The organism is Geobacter sp. 60473 (assembly GCF_036323535.1).
Taxonomy (GTDB): Bacteria; Desulfobacterota; Desulfuromonadia; order Geobacterales; family Geobacteraceae; genus Geobacter; species Geobacter sulfurreducens.
In genome coordinates, this window is the sequence record NZ_AP028967.1 from 3047919 (window position 1) to 3060651 (window position 12733).

Below are 12733 nucleotides of genomic sequence, written 5' to 3' on the forward strand. Positions count from 1 at the left end.
TGGAGATAGAGACCAATGACCGACCTTTACACTAACAACCCCCTGATACACCGGGACCGCCGACTGAGTGCATCCGACTCCGAGTGGGTGCGCTCCTTTGCCTGTGAAGACCTGAAGCCGCTGATCGTCTGCCGTGGCCCCATCCGCAAGGAGGCCATGGATGTCTTCGAGGAGATGGGCATCTCCCACTACGGCATCCTCCTCTCGGAAAAGGACTCCATTGTCTACGCCAACGCCCTGGCCCCGGAACTGCGCCAGCTGACCGATTCCAACCGCGTTCACCGGGTGCCCGACTACACCGGTGCCACCAAGGAGGAGCGGGTCGAGCGGATCGGCCAGATCATCCAGATCGCCAAGGATAACGGCTACGATTCCATCTTCGCCGGCTACGGCTTCATGGCCGAAGACGAGGAGTTCGTGGCAGCCATCGAGAACGCCGGACTCTCCTTCATGGGCCCCAACTCCCGGACCCAGGCCGACGCCGGAAAAAAGGACGAGGCCAAGCGAACCGCTCTGCAGGTAGGCGTCAGCGTCACCCCCGGCATCAACAATGTCACCGCCCGGACCCTGGTCGCGAAGCACCCGACTCGCGAAGCGCTTCTGGCCCTGGTAAAGTCCGAGGGCCTCGACGTAGACTCCAAGGCGCTCAAAGACACGAAGCTTTCCCTTGAGGAGCTTGCCGACGAGATCCTCTACGCCTCCTACGCCAAGGGGATCGACCTCTACTCCATCGAGGAACTCTCGGCCCAGGTGCAGGTGGAAGTGGAGAACATGTTCCGGGAGTATCCCGGCAGCCGGATCCGCCTTAAGGCCATCGGCGGCGGCGGCGGCAAAGGGCAGCGGATTCTCGGCGCATCCCTCCTCAGCGTCAAGAAACCGACCAACGCCCAGATCAAGGACGCGGCCGCCGAGGCCCCGGGACTGGTCCGGGAAGTGCTGAACGAGGTGAAGGCCAACGGCGTGGGCGACAACAAAAACGTCCTCATCGAGCTCAACATCGAGCAGACCCGTCACAACGAGATCCAGCTCCTGGGCAACGGCGAATGGTGCATTTCCATGGGCGGCCGCGACTGCTCCCTTCAGATGCACGAGCAGAAACTCCTGGAAATCTCCGTCACCCAGGAAGGGCTGGCAGTTGCCATCGAGAAGGCCAAGAATGCCGGGCGCACGGCCGAGGTGAAGGCCCTGGAGAGCGACCTCAAGGTCCTCAAGCGGATGGAGGAGGATGCCGCAAAATTCGGCGTTGCTGTAGGGCTCGACTCCGCATCAACCTTTGAGTGCATCGTCGACCGGGACCGTTACTACTTCATGGAAGTGAACACCCGTATTCAAGTGGAGCACCGGGTTTCGGAGCTCTGCTATTCCCTCAAATTCACCAATCCCAAGGACAAGAACGATTTCTTCATCGTCGAGTCTCTGGTGGAGGCCATGGCCCTGCTGGTGCGCCACAAGAAGCGGCTCCCCAAACCGGAACGGATACCCCGGTTCGGCGCCGGCGCCGAGGCCCGCCTCAACGCCACCGACGCCTCCCTCTCCCCCCATGCCGGCGGCATGATCCGTTATTGGTCCACCCCCATAGAAGGGGAGATCCGCGATGACCAGGGGGTCTGCCTGGTCAACCCCGACACCGGCATGTTCATGCGCTACAAGGTTGCCGGAGCCTACGATTCCAACATCGCCCTCCTTCTCACCAAGGGAGATGATCGTCTCGACAGCTACCGGAAGCTTTCCGAAGTTCTGGGCAAGACCACCCTACGGGGCACCGACCTGGCCACCAACCTGGAGTTCCACTACGGTCTCGTCAACTGGTTCCTCGGCCAGAACGTCATGGCCAAACCGACCACCCGCTTCGTGGTCCCTTACCTGACACTGGTGGGCCAGCTGAAGGAAGAGTCCAACAAGCTCGACACCCTCTTCGCTTTCATCCAAATGAAGAAGGCCTATGCCAAGAAAATGGCCGAGCAGTTCCCTGACGACCCGAAGATCGCCAAGGAAATGTCCTCCATTCTCGACCGCAAGGGGACACTCGTCACCCGCCCCATGGACCGCCTCCTGGCAGATCCCCATCTTCTCTCCGGGTGGCTCTCCACCAACCGGAAGAACTTCACCATGGAAAACGGGAAGGTGGTCTGGCACGACAACCCCTTCGTGATCCTGGGTGACACCTACGAGTACCTTAACATGTCCTACGATCCGGCGGCGCCGGCCGCCGACGTCATCTGGAGCCACGACAACGACCTGCTTCAGAAGGGGCTGCGCTTCTACACCACGCTGTCCGAAAAGTTCAACCTCGGGCTCCACGAGTTCGATGCCCTTTCGGCCATCCTGGCCAACGAGAAGCCCCAGGGAGGGTTCTCCGCCGGAGAGTGGCTTGATATCCAGTCGGCTCACATGGGCTTCGAGGCGGGCCTCGAACTCCTCGGCATGCTCTTCATCATCGCCGAGACCGTGAAATTCTGGGACTTCAAGGTAGAGGAAGACCTGGAGGTCACCATCCCCGACTACCTGAACGATCCGGAGCTCCAGGCCCGGATGAAGAAGGTGCTGGTCCCCCCCCCCGCCACCAAGGCCGACGAAATCGTTGCCATGTGCGGCGGCATGTACTACGGCCAGGAAGCGCCGGGCATGCCTCCCTTCGTCACGGAAGGGATGCACTTCGAGAAGGGACAGCCCCTCTACATCATCGAAGTCATGAAAATGTTCAATACGGTGCGGGCAACCTTCTCGGGCACCATCGACAAGATCATCATGCAGGGGGCCGACGGCAGCATCGTCCAGAAGGGGCAGCCCCTCTTCAAGGTAACGCCCGACGAGAAATTCGTGGAAGTGAACCCTGAAGAACTGGAGCAGATCAAGCGCGAACGGACCACAGCCTATCTCAAGGCTGTTCTCTAGGCGCGGGGCGGATAGATACGCAGAGGGCTCCGCTCACCCCGGAAGCCCTCATCGTAACTGCCGACCCTGCCCGGAAAGGCGGGGTCGGCTTGTATGGGGAGCAGGACGCCAGCGGCACTGCACGCCATGATGTCGGCATACACGGTTCTGGCGCCGCACAGCCCCGACGAAACCACTTACCGCTATTGAGGAGGATACCGTGAGAAAAGGGAAACTGATCGTTATCGAGGGAATCAGCGGCTCAGGCCAGCAGGTCAAGGCAGGCATCGTGGCGCTCCACAACACCCTCGTGGAGAACAAGTACGATGTCGTCGAATGCGCCAATCCCGATTCCGGCCGGGCAAAGGAACTGGGAATCACCAATGTGCTCAACTGGCCCTTCGGCAGGACTCCCCGGGCCGATTTCCTATTCGAGAGCGCGGTCCGGACCGAAGTGTTCAAGAATGTCGTTGAGCCAGCGCTAGAACAGGACAAGATAGTCCTCTGCAAACAATCGAGCGTCTCATCCCTGGCAAACGCCTGGGTCAGCGGTTACACCAAGCATTTCGATGTACTGCGTCATATCGACAAAATTTCCAGGGGATTTCTCTTCGAGGACGAAATTTTCCCGGACCTGACCATCTTCATCGACGTACCGGCCCAGGAAGCCTTCGAGCGGATCGAGGATGTTCTGCAGATCCATCACGAGGGGGGAATCGACTACTACAACCAGATGCGCGAGTTCTATCTCAAGGAAATTTCCCGGTGGCGCGGTGTCCGAATCGACGCCTCCGCCGGCAGACATCCTGAAATAATCAACGCCGAGATCTGGGACGTGGTCAAGAAAATCCTCTAGGGCACGCCCGTGCACTATCCCGCAGTTCTGACGCCCCGGACGGGGCGTCTCTGCGTACGGTACCATGACTCTGCAGAGCACTCAGAGATTCACAACGCATCAGAAGGAGATATCCATGAGCATAAGCGAAAAAAAACAAGCATGGCAGGATACTGTCGTGGCCAAGAATATTGCCAAGTCCCCGGAGCGGAAACCCGAATTCAGCACCACCTCGGGCATCGAAATGGAGCGCTGCTTCACTCCGGCCTTCGAAGGCTATGAGGGTTACGAAGAAAACCTGGGGTTCCCGGGTCAGTACCCCTTCACCCGGGGAGTCCAGCCCACCATGTACCGCGGGCGCTTCTGGACCATGCGGCAGTATGCCGGATTCGGCACGGCGAAAGAGTCCAACGAACGCTACAAGTACCTCCTCCAGGCGGGCCAGACCGGTCTTTCCGTCGCGTTCGACCTTCCCACACAGATGGGCTACGATTCCGATGCCGCCATGGCCGCAGGTGAAGTGGGCAAGGTGGGGGTCGCCATCGACTCCCTGGCCGACATGGAAGTGCTCTTCGACGGCATCCCCCTTGACCAGGTCTCCACCTCCATGACCATCAACTCCACGGCCGCCATCCTCCTTGCCATGTATATTGCCGTGGCCGAGAAACAAGGAGTGTCGGCCGACAAGATTTCCGGCACCATTCAGAACGATATCCTCAAGGAATACATGGCCCGCGGCACCTACATCTACCCCCCCCGCGAGTCCATGCGGATCATCACCGACATCTTTGCCTACTGCAAGGATTGCGTTCCGAAATGGAACACCATCTCCATCTCCGGCTACCATATTCGTGAGGCCGGCTCCAGCGCGGTGCAGGAAGTGGCGTTCACCCTGGCTGACGGCATCGCATACGTGGATGCCGCCATCAAGGCAGGCCTGTCGGTTGATGAATTCGCTCCCCGCCTCGCCTTCTTCTTTAACGCACACAACAACCTGCTGGAAGAAGTGGCGAAATTCCGGGCCGCCCGGCGCATGTGGGCCAAGATTATGAAAGAGCGCTTCGGCGCCAAGGACCCCCGGTCCATGATGCTGCGCTTCCACACCCAGACCGCCGGCTGCACCCTCACCGCCCAGCAGCCCGACAACAACATCATGCGGGTCACCATCCAGGCTCTGGCGGCGGTGCTTGGCGGCACCCAGTCGCTCCACACGAATTCACGCGACGAGGCGCTGGCGCTGCCCACCGAAGATTCGGTCCGGATTGCGCTCCGCACCCAGCAGGTCATAGCCTACGAGTCGGGTGCCGCCGACTCCATTGATCCGCTGGCCGGCAGCTTCCTCGTAGAATCCCTCACCGACCAGATCGAGCAGGCCGCGTTCGACTACATTGAGAAGATCGACCGCCTCGGCGGCGCCGTAGAGGCCATCTCGCGCGGCTTCCAGCAGAAGGAGATCCAGGACTCGGCCTACGCTTACCAGCGTGCCATCGAAACCGACGAAATGATCATCGTCGGGGTCAACCGCTTCACCATCCAGAACGAGCCCCAGCCAGAACTTCTCAGGATCAAGGAAGAAGTGGAGATCGCCCAGAAGAAGGCACTCGCCGACATGAAAGCCAAGCGGGACAGCGCGAAGGTCCAGGAAGCCCTCAAGGCGCTTGAGGCAGCGGCCCGGGGCACGGACAACCTGATGCCTCCCATCCTGCAGGCCGTCAAGACCTATGCCACCCTCGGCGAGATTGCCGATGTGCTGCGTGGCGTCTTCGGCGTCCACCGGGAGACGGTGGTCCTCTAAGTTGCCTCGTCGGGACAGCTCACCTGAGCTGTCCCGACGAAGGGAAAGGACAGAATTAATGCTCAGCAAAATCAACCATATCGGCGTTGCCGTAACATCTCTCGACGAGGCCGTCCCCTTTTACCGCGACAATCTCGGCATGGCCTTCACGGGGACTGAAGAAGTGGCAGAACAGAAGGTACGGGTTGCCTTCTTCCAGATCGGCGAAACCAAGATCGAGCTCCTGGAGCCCACGGCCGAAGACAGCCCCATTGCCAAGTTCCTGGAGAAGAACGGCAACGGAATTCATCATATCGCCTATGAGGTTGATGATATCGAAGCGGCCATCGCGAAACTTCTCGCGGACGGGACCCGGATGATCGACAGTTCGCCCCGTACCGGCGCACACGGGGCACGCATCGCCTTTGTTCATCCGAAGAGCAGCGGCGGCGTTCTCACGGAGCTATGCCAAGCAGGACATTGAGCCGCAGAAGGTCTGTCGATGCAGTCTGCCACTGAATTTTCACTTGACTTTTATGCTGCATTGACTATAGTTGCGATAATTTTAAAACACCATTTTGTTTCGAGACAATGGAGATGAAACACGGCTGCAACATGGAAACTGAGGGAGTTTTGGCTACTCATCCATGATTACAGCTATTTTGGCATTGACAGACAAACCCGGAATAAGCAATAGTTAACCGGCTTGAGGACCTTGATGCGAATGTATGCGGATAATCATGCGATCCTGCACAATGTAACGAGAGAAAACCCTTTCCGCGCCTGATTTTTTTCAGGGGCGCAAAGGGTTTGTCTTTTGGAGGGGGTACCATCGGCATACGTATCCGATACTTGATCTGAAAGGTGGTGATCAACGAGGTTTCTCACGCATTCAGGCAGTTTTCACCAGTAATCAATGCTGTTTTATCACCAATGAAGGAGGCAACGATGAAAAAGAAGATTTTTGCTGTGGCCGCCGCCGGCGCCCTGACCGCTGCGACGGCAGTTCCGGCCCTGGCGCTGGACAACGAGTTCCACGGGATGTTCCGAGTTAACGGTTTCATCTCCAACTTCGCCGACGGTGGTTCTGGCGCAACCAGAATTACCGCCCAGGACCCCAAAACCAGAAACTTTCTTGAGCAGCGCGCCCGGTTGCTCTACATGGCCAAGGCCAATGATGATCTCAAGCTCATTACCCACTTCGAGATCGACTCAACCTGGGGCAAGTCCTCCTACGTAGTCGGAAGATCGAACGATGGCGGCGCACTCGGTGCGGACAGCGTCAACATCGAGACCAAGAACGTTTACCTCGACTTCAACATCCCCTCGACCCCGCTGAACGTCAAGGTCGGTATCCAGCCCATCAGCGACTCGTACAAGGGCGTCTTCATCAATGCCGATGCGGCTGCCGTCCTCGCGGCCGCCAAAATGGGCGATGCGACTGTTGCTCTCGGGTTCGCTCGCCTTGACGATGCCGAAGCTGGCACTGGGGCCTTCCCGGGAACCAGAGGTTCTGCCACCACCCCCGGCAAAGCTACCCGCGATCTCTACATTGTGGACGGCAAGTACAGCATCTCCAAGGACCTGAAGGTCGGAGGCTCCTACTATGCCCTGCTGGCGGACCAGAATGATACAAACCTCAACTTCGCTCTCCACACCGTTGGTGTGAATGCCGAGTACAAGTTTGATCCCGTGACCATCGACGGCTTCCTGCTCTATCAACGCGGCCGGACCAGCGGCACCGCCAAGGTCGACTTCGGCGGATGGGCTGCAAACGCCACCGCCAAGATGAAAGTCGGCCCCGGCACCCTGAAAACCTCCTTCCTCTATGCCTCCGGAGAGCAAAACGCCAATCCGGATAACTCCTCATACATGGGCATCACCAACGAGACCTCCGCAGCCAACGGCGAGCACAGCTTCTATGAGTCCGAGATGATGATCATGTTCCGGAACAAGTACAACATCGGCGACCGCGCTCTTGTGTACAACGTACAGAACGTCATCGGCGGATTCGTCGGCTACAACGCGAACATCACCTCCAAGGCATTCGCCATCGCCAACGTAGGCTTCGTTGCCGCCGACAAGGACAACAACACCTATGGCAATGCGCGCGTAACCGGCGATGCGGGCCACAAGAGCAAGTACCTCGGCACCGAACTCAACGCCGAAGTCGGCTACAAGGTGTTTGACAACCTGACTGCCAGCGTACAGGGCGCCTACGTGATTCTCGGCGACTACTTCAAGGATACTGCCGGCACGGCAGCAAACCCCGAAGATCCCCGGAATCCGTACCTGACCCGCGTCATGCTGAACTACGCATTCTAATTGCATCATTCCGTGTGCCGGAAGAAGACGGCTCTTCTTCCGGCACACTGCCACTTGACATGGCACCGACACCTGATTTACTTGAGTCCATCACAAACCCAACATTCCGATTCGGAGGTTATCCCATGAAAAAAATGGCCATTATGGTTATGGCAGCCTTCATGATGTCGGCCACGGTGCCGGCTCTCGCCGCTGAAATGACCAAGGAAGAAAAAGACATGTGCCTCCTGGCCTCCAAGAACTGCGCCACCGAGGTTGACTCCCTGCAGAAGAAGATCAAGAAGCTCAACGCCGAGATCAAGAAGGGCAAAAAGGTCTACTCGGCCGATGAGATCAAGAAGCTTCAGCAGAAGCTGGATGAAGCCAACGATCTGCTCGATACGATTCTCAAGGGCGGCGGTAACTAAGCTACGTACGACACGGCAGTCCCCCGAGGGGAGAGGAAACTCTCCCCTCTTTTCGTTCAACGCCTTGCACTTCCTGAGTTTTCACCACTATTGCTTTGACATGACAGGTGCGGTTTGCAATAATCTGCGGGTCACGGATTCAGTCTGCGCGTCCAATTACAGAGCCTTCGGGGGCCACGATGAAAAAGCTTCTCATACTTGCCTGTTCCTTGCTGCTTCTCATACTTGCTGCCGGAATCGCATCAGCAGCCCAGATCAAAGTGTACGTCTCGGAGTTTGCCATAACCGGTGCTGCCAACAAGGATGACCTGAAGACGACCCTGCAGACCCTCCTCGCTTCCCGCCTGAGCGGCGACTCGCTGCTGTCGGTGGATTCCCCCGCCGGGGCCGATGTCCTGGTAAAAGGGAGCTACATCGCCTTCGGCAAGATTTTCAGCATCGATGCAGTGGCTCGAGACGCGGGGGGCAGGGTTATCGCCCGCTCCTTCCAACAGGGCGAGAGCCAGGATGAGTTGATCCCCGCAGTGGGCAAGCTCGGGCAAGGACTGGCAACAGAGATCGCTGCCAAGGCGGTCGCCGCACCATCCACGCCGGCGCAGCCCCTGCGCAGCATGCCGGCACCTGTCGCGCAGGACATCGAAAAACCGGAGCAGGCGAGCGGCGGCGACATCGTGCGCACCCCATTGGCCAGCGATATCGTAAAGCCCCAGGATGTTACCAGAACGGCCAGCGGCGGTTGGCTGAGTCAACGGCTCACCGGCGAACTCATTGCCATCGCCCCCGGCAAGCTCATGGCCGATGGCTCCCAGGACTTCTACCTTGCCGGCGACAAGTCCCTTCGGCTGTATCGCAAAAGCGACAACCTCAAGCTCCTGGCTGAGGTAACCTTCGGGGCGCGGGAGAAAGTGCTCGGCATCGATTCGGCCGACCTGGACAAAGACGGCATGCCCGAGGCGTACGTGACCATCATGGACGGCGAATCCCTCGCCTCCCAGGTCTGGGTCGCCGACGGCAACAATCTCAAGCGGGTCGCGACCAAGCTTCCCTACTATTTCCGCGGCATTGCCCTGGAGGGCGGCGAGCGGAAAGTCTACGTACAACAGATGAGCAGCGACCGGGATTTTTACGGCGACATATTTGAACTTGTCAAGACGGGCAACACCTACGAGGCAAAGAATCCTTTCAAGCTCCCCCGCTTCGGGCATCTCTACAATTTCAACCGCTTCCGCGACAGTACCGGTGCCGGCAACTGGGTGGTGATCAATGACGACGGCTACCTCATCGTCTACTCCCCGGCCGGCGAAGAACTATGGCGCAGCAGCGACAAATTCGGCGGCAGCGAAACCTATTTTCTCCGTGAAGACCTGACCAACGTTCGCACCACCGGCGATCCCAACCGCTGGACATTTCTTGAGCAGCGCATCACCGTGACACCTGCGGGCGACGTGATCGTGCCCAAGAACGACGGCATGTTCGTGATCGGCAACAACCGGGCCTACAAAAAGAGCTCCATCTACTGCTTCGCCTGGAACGGCTCGTCGCTTGACGAAAAGTGGCATACCAAGCAAAGCCAGAACTATCTGCCCGACTATTTCTACGATCACAGCCGGCGGGAGCTGGTCAATCTCGAGATCGTCAAGAAAGAAGGGCTCCTGACCGGCGGCGCCAGCATGGTGGCGGTGCGCAAGGTCGAATGACCGCGGCCACCCGGACGGTAATGCGCACTCAAGGGGCCCTTGCGGCCCCTTTTCCGTTTGCCGGCGCGGGGATATTATCATTGACATGACCCCGCTCAACTGCTAGGATTTTCGGGTTTTTCGGCCACTTTCCCCTCACGGGCCCCTACGACAGGTCAACACACGTGACTCCGATAACCCCCATAGAAGCCCCCCTTCCCAAGGGGGTTACAGACTTTCTCCCTGAAAAAGCCGACAAGATCGGCTACATCGAGGGCAAAATCCGCAAAGTCTTCGAACTCTGGGGGTTCCGGCGGATCATCACGCCGCTCCTGGAGTTTGAAGACGTCATTGCCGCCGGACTCGGCGACGACCTGAAGGCAAAAACCTTTCGCTTTGATGACCGACAAAGCGGCAAGCTGATTGCCGTTCCTTCCGACATCACTCCCCAGATTGCCCGCATCGTAGCAACTCGGCTGAGAGGCTACCCCCTGCCCCACCGCATCTGCTACAGCGGCAGGGTGTTGCGTCACGCGGAACTCCAGTCGGGCCGGAGCCGCGAGATCTTCCAGTCGGGCGTAGAACTCATCGGCCTCGAGTCACCCGAAGCGGACGCCGAAATGGTTGCCATGGCGGTGGAAGCACTCAAGGGACTCGGGTTCAGGGACTTCAAGATCGACCTGGGACACGTGGGATTCATCCGGGGAATCATGACGGCGTCGGGGCTCGAAGTGGCGGTGCGCAACCGGCTTCAGGAGGCCATCGGCAAGAAGGACGTGTCTGCGGTCAGGTCGATCCTGGCGGAGTCACCCCTCTCTGATACGGCAAAGGATGAACTGGCAGCCCTTCCCCGCCTGTTCGGCGGCCGCGAGGTGCTGGACGAAGCCGGGCGCGTGGCGGCCAACGACACGTCGCGCCGGGCACTGGACAACATCTCGCAGGTTCTGGACTTGCTCGATATTCATGGAGTTTCAGACCATTTAACCATTGATCTGGGCGAAGTTCGCGGGCTTGACTACCATACCGGCCTCACCTTCGAAGGCTTCGTGACCGGCATGGGCGAGGCCGTCTGCAGCGGCGGCCGCTACGACACGCTCACGGCGCGCTACGGTTTTCCGGCGCCGGCCACGGGCTTCACCTTCAACGTGCTGGCGCTCCTGTCGGCCCTTGAGAAGAGGCCCGACGTGGAAGCGAGCAAGACCCGGGACATCCTCATCTTCAATCAGCAGGACGACCGGCGCCAGGCGCTCGAAATCGCCCAACAGCTGCGGCGCCGGGGATATACCACCGCCCGCGATATCATACGCAGAAATTTTAACGATTCGCTTGACTACGCGCGCCGCATGAACATCCTTCACATGATGGTAGTCGGCGGCGACCAGTGCGGGCCGGACGAGGTCTACCTCGTTCGTGTTGCAGACGGACAGGGACAACGTATAAATAAGGCAGAGGTGTTCAGCGAACGGTTTTCGCTGGACGCCGGATCTGACAAGGAGTCTTAAATGGCTAACGTGGTTGTGGTTGGTGCCCAGTGGGGCGACGAAGGCAAGGGCAAGGTCGTTGACATCTATACCGAGCATGCGGACGACGTGGTCCGTTACCAAGGGGGAAACAACGCCGGGCACACCCTGGTCGTAGGGGAGGAAAAGGTGGTCCTGCACCTGATCCCCTCGGGCATTCTCCACGAGGGTAAACGGTGCATCATCGGCAACGGTGTGGTTCTCGACCCCGAAGTCTTCATCCAGGAGATCACCCGCCTCAAGGACAAGGGCCGCCTCAAGGACGACCGCGCGCTCCTGGTCAGCGAATCGATCCACATCATCATGCCCTACCACAAACGGATCGACATCGCCCGCGAAGCCAAGAGCGGCGAAAAGAAAATCGGCACCACCGGCCGGGGGATCGGCCCCACCTATGAGGACAAGATCGGCCGGCGCGGCATCCGGCTCATGGACCTCCTCGATCGCGACGTGTTTGCGCGCAAGTTGAAGGAAAACCTCGAAGAGAAGAACGTCATCCTCGAAAAACTCCTGGGTGACAAGCCCTTCACCTTCGAGGAGATTTACGAGCAGTATTGCGGCTACGCCGACATCCTCAGGAACTACGTGGCCGACACGAGCCTCATCCTTTACAACGACAGCAAGGCCGGCAAGAAACTCCTCTTCGAGGGAGCCCAGGGGACACTCCTCGACGTGGACCATGGCACCTACCCCTTTGTCACGTCCTCATCCACCTGCGCGGGTGGCGCCTGTACCGGCACCGGCGTGAGTCCCCGGGAGATCCACGAGATCATTGGCATATCCAAGGCCTACGTCACACGGGTCGGCAGCGGTCCGTTCCCCACGGAGCTCCTTGACGCCGATGGTGAGAAACTACGCCAGGTCGGCCATGAATTCGGTGCAACCACCGGCCGGCCGCGCCGCTGCGGCTGGTTCGACGCCATGGTGGTCCGTTATGCGGTGCGGGTCAACGGCCTCACCGGCGTGGCACTGACAAAGCTCGACGTCCTGAACGACTTCGAGACCATCAAGGTCTGCACCGGCTACACCTTCGAAGGCAAGCCCCTGGCCGACCTCCCCGCCAACCTCGCCGTGTTCGAAAAGTGTGAGCCAATCTACGAGGAACTGCCGGGCTGGATGAGCGACATCAGCGGTGCGCGCACCTTCGAAGAACTGCCCGAAAAGGCGAAAAGCTACGTGAAGCGACTCGAGCAGCTGATTGGCTGCCCCATCGTCCTCGTCTCCATCGGGCCGCGACGGGACCAGACCATCATCATCAGCAACCCGTTTCTGGCTAAAGCATAAAAAATGCTTGACCGGCAACAAGGAGTCTGATAAAAGTT

The 12733-nt window shown here is 59.1% G+C and carries 9 protein-coding genes; all 9 read left to right on the forward strand.

Translation table 11 applies throughout. The features are described 5' to 3' along the window. Positions 1 to 15 precede the first annotated feature (15 nt). The 9 genes from AABA48_RS13835 to AABA48_RS13875 all read left to right on the forward strand — a co-directional run bounded on the left by AABA48_RS13835 (position 16) and on the right by AABA48_RS13875 (position 12695). Positions 16 to 2895 carry an ATP-binding protein gene (locus AABA48_RS13835; protein WP_338270674.1) on the forward strand — a complete coding sequence of 960 codons (2880 nt, stop codon included), beginning with the start codon at positions 16 to 18 and terminating at the stop codon, positions 2893 to 2895. A 199-nt stretch (positions 2896 to 3094) separates the two neighbouring features. Further along, positions 3095 to 3730 (forward strand): dTMP kinase, encoded by a 636-nt coding sequence (locus tag AABA48_RS13840; RefSeq protein ID WP_286350933.1) that lies wholly within the window; start codon positions 3095 to 3097, stop codon positions 3728 to 3730. A 115-nt stretch (positions 3731 to 3845) separates the two neighbouring features. Next, positions 3846 to 5504 (forward strand): acyl-CoA mutase large subunit family protein, encoded by a 1659-nt coding sequence (locus tag AABA48_RS13845; RefSeq protein WP_338270675.1) that lies wholly within the window; start codon positions 3846 to 3848, stop codon positions 5502 to 5504. A gap of 58 nt (positions 5505 to 5562) precedes the next feature. Then, complete coding sequence (gene mce, locus AABA48_RS13850) at positions 5563 to 5967, forward strand: methylmalonyl-CoA epimerase (RefSeq protein ID WP_324309100.1); 405 nt, start codon at positions 5563 to 5565, stop codon at positions 5965 to 5967. A 464-nt stretch (positions 5968 to 6431) separates the two neighbouring features. Then, positions 6432 to 7808, forward strand: a complete 1377-nt coding sequence (locus tag AABA48_RS13855) for a histidine kinase (protein WP_324309101.1) — start codon at positions 6432 to 6434, stop codon at positions 7806 to 7808. A 125-nt stretch (positions 7809 to 7933) separates the two neighbouring features. Beyond that, entirely contained in the window at positions 7934 to 8215 is a 282-nt protein-coding gene (locus tag AABA48_RS13860) for a hypothetical protein (RefSeq protein WP_286350937.1), read from the forward strand. 179 nt (positions 8216 to 8394) lie between these two features. Beyond that, a complete protein-coding gene (locus tag AABA48_RS13865) occupies positions 8395 to 9912 on the forward strand; it encodes an FG-GAP repeat domain-containing protein (RefSeq protein WP_286350938.1) in 1518 nt (505 codons plus the stop codon). A 164-nt stretch (positions 9913 to 10076) separates the two neighbouring features. Continuing rightward, the gene (locus AABA48_RS13870) at positions 10077 to 11393 is read left to right on the forward strand and encodes an ATP phosphoribosyltransferase regulatory subunit (protein WP_286350939.1); all 1317 of its coding nucleotides are present in this window, start codon (positions 10077 to 10079) and stop codon (positions 11391 to 11393) included. After that, positions 11394 to 12695 (forward strand): adenylosuccinate synthase, encoded by a 1302-nt coding sequence (locus AABA48_RS13875; RefSeq protein WP_338270676.1) that lies wholly within the window; start codon positions 11394 to 11396, stop codon positions 12693 to 12695. Positions 12696 to 12733 lie beyond the last annotated feature (38 nt).

Bases quoted from the DNA above. Each gene is read 5' to 3' on its own strand.
- AABA48_RS13835 (WP_338270674.1), top strand. From the start codon at position 16: ATGACCGACCTTTACACTAACAACCCCCTGATACACCGGGACCGCCGA.
- AABA48_RS13845 (WP_338270675.1), top strand. From the start codon at position 3,846: ATGAGCATAAGCGAAAAAAAACAAGCATGGCAGGATACTGTCGTGGCC.
- mce (WP_324309100.1), top strand. From the start codon at position 5,563: ATGCTCAGCAAAATCAACCATATCGGCGTTGCCGTAACATCTCTCGAC.
- AABA48_RS13855 (WP_324309101.1), top strand. From the start codon at position 6,432: ATGAAAAAGAAGATTTTTGCTGTGGCCGCCGCCGGCGCCCTGACCGCT.
- AABA48_RS13860 (WP_286350937.1), top strand. From the start codon at position 7,934: ATGAAAAAAATGGCCATTATGGTTATGGCAGCCTTCATGATGTCGGCC.
- AABA48_RS13865 (WP_286350938.1), top strand. From the start codon at position 8,395: ATGAAAAAGCTTCTCATACTTGCCTGTTCCTTGCTGCTTCTCATACTT.
- AABA48_RS13875 (WP_338270676.1), top strand. From the start codon at position 11,394: ATGGCTAACGTGGTTGTGGTTGGTGCCCAGTGGGGCGACGAAGGCAAG.